The 17,346-nt window shown below is 67.6% G+C and carries 15 protein-coding genes; 6 read left to right on the forward strand and 9 right to left on the reverse strand.

The window, feature by feature from the left end:
- Positions 1 to 4: 4 nt before the first annotated feature.
- The 8 genes from bamA to pyrH form a co-directional block, all read right to left on the reverse strand.
- Positions 5 to 2,491 carry an outer membrane protein assembly factor BamA gene (bamA, locus tag BMZ17_RS13175; RefSeq protein ID WP_093139746.1) on the reverse strand — a complete coding sequence of 829 codons (2,487 nt, stop codon included), beginning with the start codon at positions 2,489 to 2,491 and terminating at the stop codon, positions 5 to 7.
- An 89-nt stretch (positions 2,492 to 2,580) separates the two neighbouring features.
- Positions 2,581 to 3,939 carry an RIP metalloprotease RseP gene (gene rseP / locus BMZ17_RS13180; RefSeq protein ID WP_093139011.1) on the reverse strand — a complete coding sequence of 453 codons (1,359 nt, stop codon included), beginning with the start codon at positions 3,937 to 3,939 and terminating at the stop codon, positions 2,581 to 2,583.
- Positions 3,936 to 5,135, reverse strand: coding sequence for a 1-deoxy-D-xylulose-5-phosphate reductoisomerase (gene dxr, locus BMZ17_RS13185; RefSeq protein WP_093139750.1), 1,200 nt, complete (start codon positions 5,133 to 5,135; stop codon positions 3,936 to 3,938). The genes rseP and dxr overlap by 4 nt, the downstream gene beginning before the upstream one ends.
- Positions 5,136 to 5,147: 12 nt before the next feature.
- A complete protein-coding gene (locus BMZ17_RS13190) occupies positions 5,148 to 6,002 on the reverse strand; it encodes a phosphatidate cytidylyltransferase (protein ID WP_093139012.1) in 855 nt (284 codons plus the stop codon).
- Positions 5,999 to 6,745, reverse strand: coding sequence for a polyprenyl diphosphate synthase (uppS, locus tag BMZ17_RS13195; protein WP_093139013.1), 747 nt, complete (start codon positions 6,743 to 6,745; stop codon positions 5,999 to 6,001). The genes BMZ17_RS13190 and uppS overlap by 4 nt, the downstream gene beginning before the upstream one ends.
- 27 nt (positions 6,746 to 6,772) lie before the next feature.
- Positions 6,773 to 7,330 (reverse strand): ribosome recycling factor, encoded by a 558-nt coding sequence (gene frr / locus BMZ17_RS13200; protein ID WP_093139014.1) that lies wholly within the window; start codon positions 7,328 to 7,330, stop codon positions 6,773 to 6,775.
- 82 nt (positions 7,331 to 7,412) lie between these two features.
- Positions 7,413 to 8,447, reverse strand: coding sequence for a cation diffusion facilitator family transporter (locus BMZ17_RS13205; RefSeq protein WP_093139755.1), 1,035 nt, complete (start codon positions 8,445 to 8,447; stop codon positions 7,413 to 7,415).
- A 66-nt stretch (positions 8,448 to 8,513) separates the two neighbouring features.
- Entirely contained in the window at positions 8,514 to 9,239 is a 726-nt protein-coding gene (gene pyrH, locus BMZ17_RS13210; protein WP_093139015.1) for a UMP kinase, read from the reverse strand.
- A 145-nt stretch (positions 9,240 to 9,384) separates the two neighbouring features.
- On the opposite strand from pyrH, the gene BMZ17_RS13215 reads away from it, so the two are divergent.
- On the forward strand, positions 9,385 to 10,080 hold the full coding sequence (locus BMZ17_RS13215) for an AIM24 family protein (RefSeq protein WP_093139016.1): 696 nt from the start codon (positions 9,385 to 9,387) through the stop codon (positions 10,078 to 10,080).
- Positions 10,081 to 10,131: 51 nt separating this feature from the next.
- Here the strand turns inward: BMZ17_RS13215 and parE are convergent, their stop codons facing one another.
- Positions 10,132 to 12,021, reverse strand: a complete 1,890-nt coding sequence (gene parE, locus BMZ17_RS13220) for a DNA topoisomerase IV subunit B (protein ID WP_093139017.1) — start codon at positions 12,019 to 12,021, stop codon at positions 10,132 to 10,134.
- A 147-nt stretch (positions 12,022 to 12,168) separates the two neighbouring features.
- On the opposite strand from parE, the gene glk reads away from it, so the two are divergent.
- The 5 genes from glk to BMZ17_RS13245 all read left to right on the forward strand — a co-directional run bounded on the left by glk (position 12,169) and on the right by BMZ17_RS13245 (position 17,304).
- The gene (gene glk / locus BMZ17_RS13225; RefSeq protein WP_254775295.1) at positions 12,169 to 13,311 is read left to right on the forward strand and encodes a glucokinase; all 1,143 of its coding nucleotides are present in this window, start codon (positions 12,169 to 12,171) and stop codon (positions 13,309 to 13,311) included.
- Positions 13,312 to 13,347: 36 nt separating this feature from the next.
- Complete coding sequence (locus BMZ17_RS13230; protein WP_093139018.1) at positions 13,348 to 14,349, forward strand: N(4)-(beta-N-acetylglucosaminyl)-L-asparaginase; 1,002 nt, start codon at positions 13,348 to 13,350, stop codon at positions 14,347 to 14,349.
- Between the two features lie 5 nt (positions 14,350 to 14,354).
- On the forward strand, positions 14,355 to 15,098 hold the full coding sequence (locus tag BMZ17_RS13235) for a copper homeostasis protein CutC (protein WP_093139019.1): 744 nt from the start codon (positions 14,355 to 14,357) through the stop codon (positions 15,096 to 15,098).
- A 123-nt stretch (positions 15,099 to 15,221) separates the two neighbouring features.
- Positions 15,222 to 15,488, forward strand: coding sequence for a hypothetical protein (locus tag BMZ17_RS13240; RefSeq protein WP_139202917.1), 267 nt, complete (start codon positions 15,222 to 15,224; stop codon positions 15,486 to 15,488).
- Positions 15,489 to 15,645: 157 nt separating this feature from the next.
- Positions 15,646 to 17,304: a CTP synthase gene (locus tag BMZ17_RS13245; RefSeq protein WP_093139021.1), complete on the forward strand. Its 1,659-nt coding sequence runs from the start codon at positions 15,646 to 15,648 to the stop codon at positions 17,302 to 17,304.
- Positions 17,305 to 17,346: the final 42 nt, after the last annotated feature.

Genomic DNA, 17,346 nt, shown 5'->3' on the forward strand with positions numbered 1-17,346 from the left:
GAACTTAGAACGATCCGCCGAAGGTGAACTGCAGGCGCTCGATCTCATCGCCCGGCTGGGTCTTGAGTGGGAACGCGTAGCTGATCGAGATCGGGCCGACCGGTGCGCGCCACAGCAGCGCCACGCCGGTGGAGGCACGCAGGTCGTTGGCGTGGAACTCGTTGTAGCCGTTGTAGACGTTACCCACGTCGACGAAGGCCGAGATGCGCGCAGCGTTGGAGTCGAACAGCTTCGGGAAGATCAGCTCCAGCTGGCCGATCGTCTTGAGCGAACCACCCAGCGGCTGGCCCTTGCTGTAGTACGCGGTCGCTTCCGAACGCGGACCCAGGGTGTTGTCCTCGAAGCCGCGCACCGAGCGCACGCCGCCGGCGTAGAAGTTCTCGTAGAACGGCAGGCCGCTGGCGGTGTAAGTGGTCGCAACCGCGCCGGCATTGCCGCAGTCAGTGGCGGCCAGGTTGGTGTCGGACACGGTGCAGATGGTGCGCGTGGTGTCCTTGCCCCAGCTGTCGCCGTAACCCAGTTCCGCGCCGGTGCGCAGCACGAAGGCCGGGCTCAGCATCCAGTACTTGGAGAACTCGTAGTTGAGCTTGTAGTACTCGACCGTCGAGCCGGGCAGGGTGATTTCCGCCGAGACACGCTGGTAGATACCCTGGGTCGGCATGAAGTAGTCGTTGCGCGTATCGCGCGCCCAGCCGATCTGCGAACGCCAGGCGTGGAAGGTGCGGCTGCCCAGCGCCTTGACGTAATCGACGATCGCCTGCGGCGTGGTGCCTTCGTAGACGCTGACCTGGGTCGAGTCGATGCCGAACATCAGCGACACGCTGTCGCTTTCGCTCAGCGGAATGCCCAGGATCGCCTGCGCAGCGGTGTTCTTGGACGAGTACGCGGCGGTGTTGTAGTCCGAGTAGTCCAGGTTGCTGTAGGACAGGTTGTAGCCCAGCGACACGCCGTCGTCGGTGAAGTACGGGTTGGTGAAGGAGAACGAGTAGCGGTCCAGGTAGTAGCTGCGCGAGGCTTCGACGGCCACGCGGTTACCGCCGCCCAGGAAGTTGTTCTGCGACAGCTGCACCGAGGTGGTGACGCCGCCCAGCTGCGAGTAACCCAGGCCGAAGGTGAAGCTGCCCGAGGTGGTTTCCTTGACGTTGTAGATCACGTCGACCTGGTCGCGCGTGCCCGGCACCGGCTGGGTGGTCACGTCCACGGTCTCGAAGTAACCCAGGCGCTGCAGGCGAACCTTGGAACGATCAATCGCGGCCTGCGAATACCAGGCGCCTTCGAACTGGCGCATTTCGCGGCGCAGCACTTCATCGGCCGTACGCGCGTTGCCCTTGAATTCGATGCGGCGCACGTTGACGCGCGGACCCGGCACCACCTGCATGTTGATGGCGACGGTGCGCTTCTCGCGGTCCACGGTCGGGATCGGGTTCACCTGGGCGAAGGCATAGCCGACGTTGCCCAGGGTCGCGGTGATCGAGTCGGAGGTGATCTCCAGCAGGCGGCGGGAGAAGATCTGGCCCTTGCGCACCAGCACCATCTTCTCGACGCGCTCCTGCGGCAGGATCGTGTCGCCGCTGACCTTCACGTCGGACACGGTGTACTGTTCGCCTTCGGTCACGCCGGCGGTGAGGAACATGTCCTTCTTGTCCGGGCTGATCGCAACCTGGGTCGAGTCCAGGCTGAAGTCGACGTAGCCGCGGTCCAGGTAATACGAGTTGAGCTTCTCGATGTCGCCGGAGAGCTTTTCCTTGGAGTACTGGTCGTCGCGGCGGTACCAGGACAGCCAGTTATGCTCCTGCGATTCCCAGCCGGCGGTGATGTCCTCGTTCGGGAACTTCTCGGTGCCGATCAGGTTGATGTGGCGGATCTTGGCCGCCTTGCCTTCCTTGACCGCGATGGTGACGTCCACGCGGTTGCGGTCCAGCGGGCTCACCGTCGGGGTGATCACCACGTTGTACTTGCCGCGGTTGTTGTACTGGCGCACCAGTTCCTGGGTGACGCGGTCCAGCGCCAGGCGGTCGAAGGTGCCGCCCTCTGACAGGCCGATGTCGTTCAGGCCCTTGGTCAGGTCCTCGGTCTTGATGTCCTTGTTGCCGGTCAGCGTCAGCTTGTTGATCGCCGGACGCTCCTTCAGCGTGACCACCAGGATCGAATCCTGGCGCGAGAGCTGCACGTCCTCGAAGAACCCGGTCTTGTACAGCGCGCGGATCGCATCGCCGATCTTGGCCTGGGTGATGGTGTCGCCACGCTCGACCGGCAGGTAGGTCAGCACCGTGCCGCTGGAGATGCGCTGCACGCCGTCCACGCGGATGTCGGTGGCGACGAAGTCGGAAGGCGATGCCGGCGGCTGCTGCATGCCGAAGGCGGCAGGCGATGCGGACTGTGGCGTGCCGAACGCGGGCGCACTCGGGGCGGTCGACTGGGCCCAGGCCGGAGTCGCGATGGCGGACGCCAGGGCGAGGGCAAGCAGGCGGCGGGTCGGGAGTCGCGTCATCATCACATCCGTCGGAGAACTGGTTTCGGAAAGACCCCCGCAGGGGACAGGCCGCCGGATGGCGGCCAAGAGTGGAGCAGTGAAGGGCATCAGATCACCGGGCGCAGGATGTCGTTGTAAAGCGCCAGCCCCATCAGGCCGGCCAGGATGGCCAGGCCAGCGAACTGGCCCGCGGCCATGGCCCGCTCGCTCAGCGGGCTGCCCTTGACCAACTCAATAAGGTAATACAGCAGGTGTCCGCCGTCCAAGACCGGGATCGGCAGCAGGTTCACAATCGCCAGGCTCAGCGAGAGCAGCGCCAGGAACTGCAGGAACCAGGTGAGACCGCGTTCGGCAGAGGCGTTCGCGACCTTGGCAATCGTGACCGGGCCCGACACATTCTGGAGCGAGGCGTGGCCGGTCAACATGCGCCGGATCATGCCCAACGAATCGGACGCCAGCTGCCCGGTCTGGCGCACGGCGACCGGGATCGCCGCCAGCGGGCCGTATCGCTGCAGGGCGTCGTAGGCCGGCGGCGTGCCGCGGCCCAGGACGATACCCAGGCCCCAGAAATCGGCCTGGGTGTTGGGATCGGTCATGCGCTGCGGCTGCAGCGGCAGGGCCAGGCGGCTGCCTTCGCGCTCGACCTCGACCATCACTTCGCCGCCGCGCGCGCCCAAGCGCTGGATCATCGGGCGCAGGGCGCTGGCGTCATCGACGGGCTCGCCATCGACGGCGGTGATCAGGTCGCCCGGCTGCAAGGCGCCGGCGGCAGCCGAGCCCGGCGCGATCTCGCGCACTTCGGCCGGTTCCACCGCGAACTGCCAGCGCAGCCCGATGCCACCGGTGACGTTCTGCTGGTCGAAGCCAGCCGGCAGGCGCGAGGTGTAGACCTTGCGGGTAATGCGGTTGCCGGCGGCGTCCTCGACCTGGACATCGACATCGCGGTTGTCCATCGCCGCGCCGACCAGGCCCATGGTGGCTTCGGTCGCGGTGGCGATGCTGCGGCCATCCAGTTCCAGCAGGCGATCGCCCGGGCGCAAGCCCGACTGCTGCGCGATGCCGTCGACGCGACCGACCACCGGCGCGAAATCTTCCTTGCCGATCACGAACATGGCCCACAGCAGGGCCACGCACAGGATCAGGTTGGCGATCGGACCGGCGGCCACCACGGCGATGCGCTGCAGGACCGGCTTGCGGTTGAAGGCTTCGCCAAGGCGTTCGGCGGGGACGTCGGCCTCGCGCTCGTCCAGCATCTTGACGTAGCCGCCCAGCGGGATCGGCGCGATCGCGAACTCGGTGCCGTGCTTGTTGCGGCGCGACCAGATGGGCTTGCCGAAGCCCACGGAAAAACGCAGCACGCCCACGCCGCAACGGCGCGCGACCCAGTAATGGCCGAACTCATGGAAGGTGACCAGCACGCCGAGCGCGACGATCATCCACCAGATGGAGCCTGCGATTTCACTCATGCGGAACGGGCTTGGCCTGTGGTGGTGCGATGGATCCAGCCCTGGCTGAATTGCCGCGCGAGGCCGTCGGCCGCCAGCAGCGCGTCCAGGCTGTCGGCCGGGGCGTGCGCATGGGCGGCGAGGGCATCCTCGACCAATGCAGGGATCGCTAGGAAACCGATTTTGCCCTGAAGAAACGCTGAAACAGCGGATTCATTGGCCGCATTGAGCACGGCCGGGGCCGCGCCGCCGGCTTCCAGCGCGTGCCAGGCCAGACGCAGGCAGGGGAAGGCGTCCATGTCAGGCGCCTCGAAATCCAGGCTGCCGTGGCGCAACAGGTCCAGCCCGCCCACGCCCGAGTCGATGCGCTGCGGCCAGCCCAGGCCGATCGACAGCGCGGTGCGCATGTCCGGCAATCCCAGCTGGGCCAGGGTGGAACCGTCGATGAATTCCACCAGCGAATGCACCAGGCTCTGCGGATGGACCAGCACATCCAGGCGGTCGCGACCGACATTGAACAGGTGCGCGGCCTCGATCAGCTCCAAGCCCTTGTTCATCAAGGTGGCCGAATCGACCGAGATCTTGGGGCCCATCGACCACTTGGGGTGGGCCACGGCCTGGGCGACGGTGACCGCTTCGAGCGAAGCGCGGCTGCGCCCGCGGAAGGGCCCGCCCGAGGCGGTCAGCACGATCTTGCGGACCTGGGCGCCGGCTTCACGCGAGCCCAGGCACTGGAAAACCGCGTTGTGCTCGCTGTCGATCGGGATGATTTCGGCGCCGGCGGCATCGGCTGCGGCGATGACCAGCGCGCCGGCCAGGACCAGCGATTCCTTGTTGGCCAGCAGCAGGCGCTTGCCGGCATGGGCCGCGGCCAGGGTCGAGGACAGGCCAGCGGCGCCGACGATCGCGGCAACCACGGTGTCGCAGGCATCGCCGGCGACCAGGGCGTCGAGCGCTGCGTTGCCCGCGTGTGGCTGGGTGGCCAGGCCGGCGTCGGCCAGGGCGTCGCGCAGTTCGGCGAAACGGCTTTCGTCGGCGATCACCGCATGATCGGGCGCGTGCGTGCGGCACAGGGCGACTAAGGCGGCCACGTTGCTGCCGGCCGCCAGGACGGTGGCGCGCAGGGTGCCCGGATGGCGGGCGATGACGTCCAGCGCCGAGGTGCCGATTGACCCGGTGGCGCCCAGGACCGCGACGCGGCGTGAAACGAGAGGCATCAGGTCCATCCTCTAGAAGCCCAGCAGCTCGCGGCCGATCAGGAACACCGGCAGCGCGGCGACCACGCCGTCGATGCGGTCCAATATGCCGCCGTGGCCGGGAATCAGGTGGCCAGAATCCTTGGCGCCGACATGCCGCTTGAGCAGGCTTTCGAACAGGTCGCCAACCACCGAGATCAGCACCGTGGCGATGCTGACCAGGGCCAGGGCGCCGATCTGCGAGAGTTCGACGCCGGCCAGCCAGCCGCCCAGCAGGCCGACGACCACGCCGGCGACCAGGCCACCCAGCAGGCCTTCGATCGTCTTGTTCGGGCTGATGCGCGGGGCCAGCTTGCGCTTGCCGAATGCGCGGCCGGCAAAGTACGCGCCGCTGTCGGCGGCCCAGACGATGGCGAGCGCGGTCAGCAGCCACAGGTGTTCGGACAGGCTGCCCAGGCTGGCGAAGTTGCCCGAGTGGATCAGGCACAGCGCGCACCAGGCCGGCACGATGGCCAGGGTGCCGGCGGCCAGCTTGAACAGCCGCGCCCAGGTCTGGTGGTCCGAGGCGAAGGTGTAGAAGCGCAGCCACAGCAGCGCGGCCAGCCACCAGATGGCGCCGACCAGCGACACGATCTGGAACAGCGCCGGCGAGAACCCTGCGCTGGAGCGGCTGGCCCAGGTCAGCACCACCATCAATGCCAGGTTGAGCAGCACCAGCACGGTGCGCGAGAGGGTGTCCTCGATCTCGGCCAGCTTCAGCCATTCCCACAGCCCGATCAGGAACATCGCCGCGGCCAGCGCGGCCATCCACGGCGTTGGCAGGAACAGGATCGCCAGGATGGCCAGTGGGGCCATGACCAGGGCAGCAAGCACGCGGGTACGGGTCATGGCGCGGTTCCAGTCGCGGCCACCTGGGCCCCGGTGAGGCCGAAGCGGCGTTCGCGCATGGCGAAGTCGTCCAGGGCGGCTTGCAGGACCGTGGCGTCCAGGTCGGGCCACAGGGTCTCGGTGAACCACAGCTCGGTATAGGCCAGCTGCCACAGCAGGAAATTGCTGATGCGATGGTCGCCGCCGGTGCGGATGAACAGGTCCGGCGCCGGCAGGTCGGCCAGCGCCACCTGGGCGCCGAGGCGGGCCTCGTCGATGTCTTCGGGCTTCAAACGGCCGGCGGCGACTTCGATCGCCAGCGTGCGCGCGGCCTGGGCCATGTCCTGGCGGCCGCCGTAACTGGCGGCGATGACCAGGGTCAGCGCGGTGTTGGCGGCGGTCAGGGCTTCGGCTGCATCCATGCGCTGGACGATGCCGGGTGCGAAACGGTCGCGCTGGCCGATGAAGCGCACGCGCACACCGCGCCGATGCAGCTCATCGACTTCGCGCTCCAGCGCGCCCATGAACAGCTTCATCAGCGCACCGACCTCCTCGGCCGGGCGGCCCCAGTTTTCACTGGAGAAGGCGAACAGGGTCAGCGCCTGGACGCCGCGTTCCAGGCAGAAATCGATGCACAGGTTGACCGCGCGCGCGCCGGCACGATGGCCGATCATGCGCGGGCGGCGGCGGCGTTCGGCCCAGCGCCCGTTGCCATCCATGATGATGGCCAGGTGGCGCGGGACCGGGGGCAGGGGTGGTGGCATGGCGGTCACGGAGACGATGTGACCCGCTCAGACCGCCATCAGTTCCTGTTCCTTCGCCTTGACCACCTCGTCGACATCCTTGATGGCCTTGTCGGTGATCTTCTGGATCTCTTCTTCGCTGCGGCGCACGTCGTCCTCGGTGACTTCCTTTTCCTTCAGCAGGTCCTTGACCTGCTGGTTGGCGTCGCGACGGATGTTGCGGATCGCGACCTTGGAGTCTTCGCCGTTGGAATGCACGACCTTGGAGAGGTCCTTGCGGCGCTCCTCGGTCAGGGCCGGGATGTTGATGCGGATGACGGTGCCGGCGGTGTTCGGGGTCAGGCCCAGGTCCGAGCCCAGGATCGCCTTCTCCACGGCCGACACCATCTGCTTTTCCCACGGGGTGATGGTCAGCGAGCGCGCGTCGCTCACCACGACCGAGGCCACCTGGGTCAGCGGCATGTCCGAACCGTAGTAGTTGACCTTCAGATGGTCGACCAGCGCGGTGGTGGCGCGGCCGGTGCGCAGCTTGGTCAGGTCGTGACGCAGCGACTCGACGCTCTTGTTCATGCGCGTCTGCGCGTCGTTCTTGATGTCGTTCAGCATCGTCGGGTCCAGAGGTTCGTCAAACCCGGGATTATAGGCGAAAGGCAGCGCCGGCCGGGTTTGCGATGCCGCAATCGGTGATTCAGGGGTGTGGCGCGTGGCCGGCGGCATGGGCGCCGTGGCAGGGCTGGGTGCAGGCCTGGCCGCGTTCCAGCTGCAGGGTGGCGTGGCTGATGCCGAAGCGTTCGGCCAAGGCCTTGGCGGTGGCGTCGATGAAGGCGTCGTCGTGCTCGGCCACCGGCCGGACCAGGTGCGCGGTCAGGGCGACTTCACCCGCGCCCAGCGGCCAGATGTGCAGGTGGTGGATCGCGCTGACGCCAGGTTGGGTGGCGAGGAAGTCGCCCACCGCGGCCTGGTCGATGTGTTGAGGCACCGCGTCCATCGCCGCCGAGAAGCTCTCGCGCAGCAGGCCGTAAGTGCCCGCCGCGATCACCACGCCCACCAGCAGCGCGGTCGCCGGATCCAGCCATTCCCAACCCAGCCACCACATGCCGACGCCGGCGATCACCGCCGCCAGCGACACGGCGGCATCGGCCATCAGGTGCAGAATCGCGCCCCGTCGGTTGAGGTCGTGGCCGCCGTGGGAATGTCCGTGCCCACCGCCGCCGTGCAGCAGCCAGCCCGCGCCTAGGTTCACCGCGATGCCGATCGCGGCGACCACGATGACCGGCAGGGCCGGGATCGACGGCGGCTCGCTGAAACGGCGGATCGCCTCCCAGGCCAGGCCGCCGGAGAACACCATCAGGACGATCGCATTGGCCAGTGGCGCCAGCAGCGTGGCCTTGCGCCAGCCATAGGTGTGGTGCGCGGTTGGTTGGCGACGGGCCAGCGCAGCCGCGGCCCAGGCCAGGCCCAGGCCGAGCACGTCGCCCAGGTTGTGCAGGGCATCGGAGAGCAGGGCCAGCGAGTTGGTGTGGAAGCCGTAGCCGGCCTCCAGTGCGGTGTAGGCCAGGTTGACCAGCATCGCCACCGCGTAACCGCGCGTGCCGGTGTCATGGCTGTGGCTGTGTCCGCCGGCGCTGCCATGCGCGTGATCGTGCGCGGCCGGTGCGTCGTGGGCGTGATCATGGCCGTGGTGGCCATGATCGGCGTGGTCGTGGGAATGGGCGTTTGCCATGCCGGCCAGCGTGGCCCGCGTCGTGCGCGGACACAATTACAGGGCGCGTGGCGCGCCCAGGTGGATTCAGCCGCGGCCCTCGACCAGCGTGCCGATGTTCTCGCCACGCAGGATGTTCATCAGATTGCCCGGCACCGACAGGTCGTAGATGCGCAGCGGCACGGCGCTGTCGCGGCACAGGGCGAAGGCGGCGGTGTCCATCACTTCCAGGCCGCGGCCCAGCACCTCGTCGTAGGTCAGCTTGTCGAAGCGCTTGGCGTCGGGGAACTTGCGCGGGTCCTTGTCGTAGACGCCGTCGACCTTGGTCGCCTTGAGCAGCAGGTCGGCCTCGATCTCGATCGCGCGCAGGGCCGCACCGGAGTCGGTGGTAAAGAACGGGTTGCCGGTGCCGGCGGCGAAGATCGCGATGCGGCCCTTTTCCAGGTGGCGCACGGCGCGGCGGCGGATGTAGTCCTCGCACACGTCATTGATCTTCAGCGCGCTCATCACGCGGACCTTGGCGCCAAGCTTTTCCAGTGCGTCCTGCATGGCCAGCGCGTTGATGACCGTGGCCAGCATGCCCATCTGGTCGCCGGTGACGCGGTCCATGCCGCCGGCGGCCAGGCCGGCGCCGCGGAAGATGTTGCCGCCGCCGATCACCAGCGCGACTTCGGCGCCGGCATCGCGGGCCTCGATGATTTCACGGGCGATGCGGCCGATGACCTTGGGATCGATGCCGTAATCCTCAGATCCCATCAACGCCTCCCCGGAAAGTTTCAGCAGGATGCGGCGATAGGCGAGGGGCGCGGTCATCGGGGGTGGCCTCTTTGGGCGTGTGAGCAAACGTCGACCAGTCTAGCCGACGCGCGTGACCGCGTCAGGTTCGATCGATGCGATCCAACGGAAATCACCGGTCGACGCTTAAGATCCGCTCATCAACCCCAGCATGGATCCGCATATGGCCGTCCGCACCCTGCAGCAGTTCGTGGCCGCCTCGTCCGAGAAGGACGTGACCGGTGAGGCCTTCGAGCTGGAAAGCCCGCACCTGCTGGAGGTGCGCCTCAACGGCCTGGTCTGGGCCAAGGCCGGGTCGATGGTCGCGCGCCTGGGCGGGGTCAAGTTCACCCGCCAGGGCATGCTGGAACAGGGCCTAGGCACCTTGCTGAAGAAGATGGCCAGCGGCGAAGGCCTGCAATTGATGAAGGTCGAGGGCCAGGGCCGCGTGTACCTGGCCGACAAGGGCAAGAAGATCACCCTGTTGCGCCTGGCTGGCGAATCGATCTACGTCAACGGCAACGACGTGCTGGCGGTCGAGGCCGGCATCGAGTCGCGCATCACGATGATGCGCAAGGTCGCCGGGATGCTCTCGGGCGGGCTGTTCAACATGCGCCTGTCCGGCCACGGCATCGTGGCGATCACCTCGCACTACGAGCCGCTGACCCTGCCGGTCACGCGCGACACCGGGCCGGTGTTCACCGACCCCAATGCGACGGTGGCCTGGTCGGGCGGGCTGACGCCCGAGATCGTCACCGATATCAGCCTGGGCACACTGCTGGGCCGCGGCTCGGGCGAAAGCGTGCAGCTGCGTTTTGCCGGCGAAGGCTGGGTGGTGGTGCAGCCGTACGAGGAAAGCACGCTGCAGCGCGCGCACTGACTCGATCGCCGCGGATCAGGCGGCGATTTCGGGTGGGTCAAGCGTTTGGGATCAGACTTCCAGTGAAGCCAGATCGCCCTTGGTTTCCAGCCACGTCTTGCGATCGCCCGCGCGCTTCTTGGCCAGCAGCATGTCCATCAGGCCGTGGGTGTCGTCGCCGTCGGCCACGGTCAGCTGGACCAGGCGGCGGGTGTCGGGGTGGATCGCCGACTCGCGCAGCTGCGAGGGGTTCATCTCGCCTAGGCCCTTGAAGCGGGTGACGTTGACCTGGCCCTTGATCTTCTCGCGCGCGATCTTTTCCATCAGCAGGCGCTTTTCTTCCTCGTCCAGCGCGTAGAACACTTGCTTGCCCACGTCCACGCGGAACAGCGGCGGCATCGCCACGAACACGTGCCCGGCCGCGACCAGCGCCGGGAAATGCTTGAGGAACAGGGCGCTCAGCAGGGTGGCGATGTGCAGGCCGTCCGAGTCGGCATCGGCCAGGACCACGACCTTGCCGTAGCGCAGGCCGGAGATATCGTCCTTGCCCGGGTCGCAACCGATGGCGATGGCCAGGTTGTGGACTTCTTCCGAGGCCAGGACGCTGCCTGAGGCCACTTCCCAGGTGTTGAGGATCTTGCCGCGCAGCGGCAGGATCGCCTGGAAATCCTTGTCGCGCGCCTGCTTGGCGCTGCCGCCGGCCGAGTCGCCCTCGACCAGAAACAGTTCGGTACGCGAGAGGTCCTGGCTGATGCAGTCGGCCAGCTTGCCGGGCAGGGCCGGGCCGGAGGTGATCTTCTTGCGGACGATCTGCTTTTCGGTCTTGAGCCGCGCGCTGGCGCGGTCGATGGCCAGCTGCGCGATCTGTAGGCCGATCTCGACGTGCTGGTTGAGCCACAGGCTGAAGGCATCGTGCGCGGCGCCTTCGATGAAGCCGGCGGCCTGGCGCGAGGACAGGCGTTCCTTGGTCTGCCCGGAGAACTGCGGATCGGTCATCTTCAACGACAGCACGAAGGTGACGCGGTCCCAGACGTCTTCCGGGGCCAGCTTGACGTTGCGCGGCAGCAGGTTGCGGAAGTCGCAGAACTCGCGCAGCGCATCGGTCAGGCCCGAGCGCAGGCCGTTGACGTGGGTGCCGTGCTGGGCGGTAGGGATCAGGTTGACGTAGCTTTCCTGGACCAGCTCGCCTTCGGGCACCCAGGCCGCGGCCCAGTCGACGATCTCGGTTTCCTTCTTCAGCGTGCCGACAAACAGCTGTGCGGGCAGCAGCTCGCGCTCGCCCATCTCGCCCTTGAGGTAGTCGCGCAGGCCGTCTTCAAAGAACCAGGTGTCGCGCTCGCCGGTGGCTTCGTCGAACAGCTTCACCGTCAGGCCCGGGCACAGCACGGCCTTGGCGCGCAGTAAGTGACGCAGGGCGCGTACGTTGATCTTGGGCGTATCGAAATACTTCGGGTCCGGCCAGAAATGCACGCGGGTGCCGGTGTTCTTCTTGCCGACGCTGCCGACCACTTCCAGCGGGCTGGCGCGGTCGCCGTTTTCGAAGGTGATGCGGTGTTCGCTGCCGTCGCGCTTGATGTGGATTTCCACCAGCGTCGAGAGCGCATTGACCACGCTCACGCCCACGCCGTGCAGGCCGCCGGAGAAGGTGTAGTTGTTGTTGTTGAACTTGCCGCCGGCATGCAGGCGCGTGAGGATCAGCTCGACGCCGGGGATCTTCTCTTCCGGGTGGATGTCCACCGGCATGCCGCGGCCATCGTCGGACACCTCGACACTGCCGTCCTTGAAGATGGTCACTTCCACCATCTTGGCGTGGCCGCCCAGGGCTTCGTCGACCGAGTTGTCGATGACTTCCTGCGCCAGGTGGTTCGGGCGCGCGGTGTCGGTGTACATGCCGGGGCGGCGCTTGACCGGATCCAGGCCGGAGAGGACTTCGATATCGGCGGCGTTGTAGCGGGTATTCATGCGTGCAGTCAGGTCGTGTGGAGGCCACGAAGGCGGGCAAGTGTGCGGTCTGGGGCGGGCTTTTGCACGCTTGTGACGGCCGTTGCCCGTGGCGCAAGCGGTGCGACGCCGGCGTGCTTGGCAGGCGTCGCACCATGCAGGCCGCGCTTGGCCGATACAATCGGGCCACGGCGGCGCGCCCAGCCGGTCTGCGTGCCAAGCCCGGCGCGCGGCGCCTGGCGCGACACCAGCACACAGGAGAAGTCACGGGTGGTGGACACGACCGCGCCGCGTCATGCGGGCGATTTGAAAGACGACAGCGTCGGTGCGTTCATCGCCGCGGATGTGGGCGGCACCTTTGCACGGCTCGGCCTGGCCCGTGGGTGCAGTGAGGCGCCGGAAATCATCGGCCAGCGCCGCTACGCCTGTGCCGACTTCCCCAGCCTGGCCGCGGTGCTGCGCCGGTTCGGCGAAGAACTCAAGGCCGAAAGCCTGGGCGCACGGCCAGTCGCGGCCGTGGTTGCCATTGCTGGCGTACTGCAGGGTGACGTCCTGCTCAACAGCAATCTGCCTTGGTCGGTGTCGCTGGCCGCGACCCGCGAAGAGGCAGGCTTGTCCACGCTGGAGCTGATCAACGATTTTCAGGCGCTGGCCTGGGCACTGCCGCAGGTCTCGCAGACCCAGATGACCGCGCTGCACGCGGCTGATGTGGAACTGGCCGAGCTGCCGGCGCTGCTGCTCGGCCCGGGGACCGGCCTGGGCGCGGCGTTGCTGGTCTCCGATCCGTCCGGCTACCGCGTGCTGCCCAGCGAGGCCGGCCATGCCGCGCTAACGGCGGGCAATCCGCTGGAAATGGAGATCCTGCAAGGCCTGCAGCAGCAGTTCGCCCATGTCGATGCCGAGCGCATCCTGTCCGGCACCGGCCTGATGACCCTGTACGGAGCGCTGTGCCGCCGCGAAGGCGTCGCGCCGCGCTGGACCCTGCCGGCCGAAGTGGTCGCCGCGGCCGATGCGGGCGATGACCCGATCGCGCTGCACTGCCTGGAAGTGTTCTGCGCCTGGCTGGGCAGCTACGCCGGCGATCTGGCCATCACCTTCTGCGCCAAATCGGTCTACCTGGCCGGCGGCATCGCCGGGCACATCGGCCATTACCTGCAGCGCGGCGGTTTCATGCAGCGCTTCCTGGACAAGGGCGTCCTGGCACCGGCGCTGCGCCAGGTGCCGGTGTTCTGCATCGACCACGGCTGGTTGGGCGTGATCGGCGCGGCGGCCTGGCACGAAGCCAACGGTTTGCGCTTCACTGCGGTCTAGTTCCTCCCCAACACCCCCACATCCCAAGGATCTCGCATGCCCTCACGTCGCAGTTTCCTGCAGACCTCGCTCCTGGCCGCCGGTGCGACCGCGCTGCCCAAGGTCCGCGCGGCCACCACGCCCAGCGGCGCCCGCGTGGCCTCGACCTGGGACTTCGGCGTGCCGGCCAATGCCGCGGCCTGGACCGTGCTGGGCAAGGGCGGCAGCGCGCTGGATGCGGTCGAAGCCGGCGCGCGCTGGGCCGAAACCGGCCAGTGCAATTCCACCGTCGGCCGCTGCGGCTATCCCGATCGCGACGGCTACGTGACCCTGGACGCCTGCATCATGGACGGCGACGGCCGCTGCGGCTCGGTCGCGGCGATCGAGGACATCGACCATCCCATTTCGGTTGCGCGCCGGGTGATGGAAAAGACCCCGCACGTGATGCTGGTCGGCGACGGCGCCCGCCAGTTCGCCATCAGCGAGGGCTTCAAGGCGCAGTCCCTGCGCACGCCCGAGGCCGAAAAAGCCTGGCGCGAATGGCTCAAGACCGCCCAGTACAAGCCCGAGATCAACATCGAGCAGCGCAAGCTGCCCGGCAATAAAGAGAATCACGACACCATCGGCATGCTGGCCATCGATGCCAACGGCCACATGGCCGGCGCCTGCACCACCAGCGGCATGGCCTGGAAGATGCACGGCCGGGTCGGCGACAGCCCGATCATCGGTGCGGGCCTGTACGTGGACAACGACGTCGGCGGCGCCACGGCTTCCGGCGTGGGCGAGGAGATGATCCGCAACGTTGGCAGCTTCCTGGTGGTGGAACTGATGCGCCAAGGCCATTCGCCGGCCGACGCCTGCCGCGAGGCGATCGCGCGCGTGGTGCACAAGCGTCCGGAAGCCAGCAAGGAGCTGCAGGTGTGCTTCCTGGCCATGAACAAGCAGGGCGAAGTCGGGGCGTTTGCGCTGCACAAGGGCTTTTCCTACGCGGTCTGCGACAGCGGCAAGCAGGATGCGCTGCTGAGCTCGCAGGCGATCTATACGACCGAGAAGTACTGAGCGCGATGTCGATTCGACCGGGCGGCACGCGGCGCGTGCTGGAAATCGCCGCCAATTCGCTGGAATCGGCGCTGGCGGCCCAGGCCGGCGGCGCCGACCGAGTCGAGCTGTGCGAGAACCTGGGCGAGGGCGGCTGCACGCCGTCCTACGGCACACTGGCCCTGGCGCGCGACCGCCTGCGGATCCCGCTGTACGTGCTGATCCGCCCGCGTGGCGGTGATTTCGTCTACTCGCCGGCCGAATGGGAGGTCATGCAGCGCGATGTGGAGCTGTGCGTCCGATTGGGCTGCGACGGCGTGGTGCTGGGCGCGCTGGAGGCGGGCGGCGCGGTCGATGTGGCCGGCTGCGCGGCGCTGATGCAGTCCGCCGGCACGCTGGGCGTGACGTTCCATCGCGCTTTCGATTGCACGCCTGATCCGGTCGCGGCGTTGGAGGCGGTGATCGGCCTGGGCTGCGAGCGGCTGCTGACCTCGGGCCAGGCCGACAGCGCGCCGGAAGGTGCGGCGCTGATCGGCCGCTGCGTGGCCCAGTCCGCGGGGCGGATCGCGGTCATGGCCGGGGCGGGCGTGGCCGTGGAGACCCTGGAAGCGCTTGCGTCGCAGGCCGGCGTGCGCGAATTCCATGCCTCGGCCAGGGCGCTGATGGAAGGCCAGGGCGCGGCGGCCCCGGTAGGCTTGTCGCCCGGCTTCTGGCGCACCGATGCAGCCCGGGTCCGGCAGCTGCGCGAACGGCTGGACGCACTGGAATGAGACGGTGCTTGGGCGCCGGCGCCCGCATTCAGGGCGCGCTAAACCGCGGCGAGTAGGCTTTGTTGCGCTGCAGGCGCGTTGTGCGCCGCTGCAGTCCCACCCGGTTCCTTACCAGGAGTCACCATGAAATCCCGAACCGTATTGCTGCTGGCTGGCGCCGTTGCCGCGCTGTCCACCGCCGCCGTCGCGCTGGCCGCCTCCGGTGGTTCGCAGGCTGAAAGCAAGGCGGCCACCTCCGGTCCGGCCAAGGCCGAAGACACCCGCAGCGAAGCCGAGAAGCGCGCTGAACGCCGCGCCGCCAACGAGCAGCGCCTGAAGAAGCAGGGTCAGGCCTCGGCCGGCTCGGCCCCGCGGGAAGAAGAGGAAGAAGAAGCCCCGCGCAAGCAGTAACCGCGGCGTTTCCAGCAGGTCCACGCGCACGCCCCACTCGCTGGGGCGTGCGTTTTTTTGTTCGTCCAACCCCGACTGGCGGAACGGCAGATGCATCGCGCCGTTTGGCCGCAGCCGCCGCACCCGGTAAACTATGGCTTTCCAGGAGCCCCGATCCATGACTCCCCTGATTTTCGTGACCGGCGGCGTGGTGTCCTCGCTGGGCAAAGGCATCGCCGCCGCGTCGCTGGCGTCCATCCTCGAATCGCGTGGCCTGAAGGTCACGATGATGAAGCTGGACCCGTACATCAACGTCGACCCGGGCACCATGAGCCCGTTCCAGCACGGCGAGGTCTACGTCACCGACGACGGCGCCGAGACCGACCTCGACCTCGGCCACTACGAGCGCTTCGTGCGCACGCGCCTGAGCCGCAAGAACTCGGTCACCACCGGCCGCATCTACGAAAACGTGATCCGCAAGGAACGCCGCGGCGACTACCTGGGCGCGACCGTGCAGGTCATCCCGCACATCACCGACGAGATCAAGCGCAGCATCGACGAGGCCACTGCCGGCTTCGATGTGGGCCTGATCGAGATCGGCGGCACCGTGGGCGACATCGAATCGCTGCCGTTCCTGGAGGCGATCCGCCAGATCCGCGCCGAGCGCGGCCCGGAGAAGGCCGTCTTCATGCACCTGACCCTGGTGCCGTACATCGCCGCCGCCGGCGAGCTGAAGACCAAGCCGACCCAGCACTCGGTCAAGGAACTGCGTTCGATCGGCATCCAGCCCGACGTGCTGCTGTGCCGGTCCGAGCAGGAAATCCCCGATGGCGAGCGTCGCAAGATCTCGCTGTTCACCAACGTGTCCGAGCGCGCGGTGATCACCCTGCGCGACGTGGACGTGCTCTACAAGATCCCGCTGAACCTGAAAGAACAGGGTCTGGACCAGTTCGTGGTCGACCGCCTGCACCTGGCGGCGCAGAAGGAAGCCGATCTGCACGAGTGGGAAGCCGCGGTCGATGCCACGGTCAATCCGCTCGATGAAGTCACCATCGCCGTGGTCGGCAAGTACATCGATCACAAGGACGCCTACAAGTCCGTCGGCGAAGCGCTCAAGCACGGCGGCCTGCGCCAGCGCACGCGCGTCAACCTGAAGTGGCTGGAATCGCAGGACATCGAGGAAGGCACCGACGCGCTGCAGGGCGTCGACGGCATCTTGGTGCCGGGCGGCTTCGGCGATCGCGGGTTCGAAGGCAAGGTGCTGACCGCGCAGTACGCGCGTGAGCAGGGCGTGCCGTATTTCGGCATCTGCTACGGCATGCAGGCGGCGGTGGTCGATTACGCCCGCCATATCTGCAAGCTCGACGGCGCCAACAGCACCGAGAACGACAAGCAGTCCCCGCATCCGGTGATCGGCCTGATCACCGAGTGGCGCACCAGCTCGGGCGACGTGGAAAAGCGCGATGAGAAATCCGACCTGGGCGGCACCATGCGCCTTGGCCTGCAGGAACAGCGTCTCAAGCCGGGCACGCTGGCCCGCGAGATGTACGGCAACGACGTGGTCTCCGAGCGTCATCGTCATCGCTACGAGTTCAACAATCGCTACCGCACCCAGCTGGAAGACGCCGGCTTGGTGATTTCGGCCAAGTCGATGGACGACACGCTGGTGGAAATGGTCGAACTGCCGCGCGACAAGCACCCGTGGTACCTGGCCTGCCAGGCGCACCCGGAGTTCCTGTCCACGCCGCGCGATGGCCATCCGCTGTTCGTCGGCTTCATCCGCGCCGCACGCGAGCGCAAGGCCGGCGGCAAGCTGCTCAAGGAAGCACGCGCTTGATGTCTCGGGATTCTGGTCGAAGTCATTCGCCGGAATCCCCTA

This window comes from Pseudoxanthomonas sp. GM95 (assembly GCF_900109775.1).
GTDB lineage: Bacteria > Pseudomonadota > Gammaproteobacteria > Xanthomonadales > Xanthomonadaceae > Pseudoxanthomonas_A.

Excerpts from the sequence above, each read along its gene's own strand:
- bamA (WP_093139746.1), bottom strand. The coding sequence starts at position 2,491 with ATGACGCGACTCCCGACCCGCCGCCTGCTTGCCCTCGCCCTGGCGTCC.
- rseP (WP_093139011.1), bottom strand. The coding sequence starts at position 3,939 with ATGAGTGAAATCGCAGGCTCCATCTGGTGGATGATCGTCGCGCTCGGC.
- dxr (WP_093139750.1), bottom strand. The coding sequence starts at position 5,135 with ATGCCTCTCGTTTCACGCCGCGTCGCGGTCCTGGGCGCCACCGGGTCA.
- BMZ17_RS13190 (WP_093139012.1), bottom strand. The coding sequence starts at position 6,002 with ATGACCCGTACCCGCGTGCTTGCTGCCCTGGTCATGGCCCCACTGGCC.
- uppS (WP_093139013.1), bottom strand. The coding sequence starts at position 6,745 with ATGCCACCACCCCTGCCCCCGGTCCCGCGCCACCTGGCCATCATCATG.
- frr (WP_093139014.1), bottom strand. The coding sequence starts at position 7,330 with ATGCTGAACGACATCAAGAACGACGCGCAGACGCGCATGAACAAGAGC.
- BMZ17_RS13205 (WP_093139755.1), bottom strand. The coding sequence starts at position 8,447 with ATGGCAAACGCCCATTCCCACGACCACGCCGATCATGGCCACCACGGC.
- pyrH (WP_093139015.1), bottom strand. The coding sequence starts at position 9,239 with ATGACCGCGCCCCTCGCCTATCGCCGCATCCTGCTGAAACTTTCCGGG.
- BMZ17_RS13215 (WP_093139016.1), top strand. The coding sequence starts at position 9,385 with ATGGCCGTCCGCACCCTGCAGCAGTTCGTGGCCGCCTCGTCCGAGAAG.
- parE (WP_093139017.1), bottom strand. The coding sequence starts at position 12,021 with ATGAATACCCGCTACAACGCCGCCGATATCGAAGTCCTCTCCGGCCTG.
- BMZ17_RS13230 (WP_093139018.1), top strand. The coding sequence starts at position 13,348 with ATGCCCTCACGTCGCAGTTTCCTGCAGACCTCGCTCCTGGCCGCCGGT.
- BMZ17_RS13235 (WP_093139019.1), top strand. The coding sequence starts at position 14,355 with ATGTCGATTCGACCGGGCGGCACGCGGCGCGTGCTGGAAATCGCCGCC.
- BMZ17_RS13240 (WP_139202917.1), top strand. The coding sequence starts at position 15,222 with ATGAAATCCCGAACCGTATTGCTGCTGGCTGGCGCCGTTGCCGCGCTG.
- BMZ17_RS13245 (WP_093139021.1), top strand. The coding sequence starts at position 15,646 with ATGACTCCCCTGATTTTCGTGACCGGCGGCGTGGTGTCCTCGCTGGGC.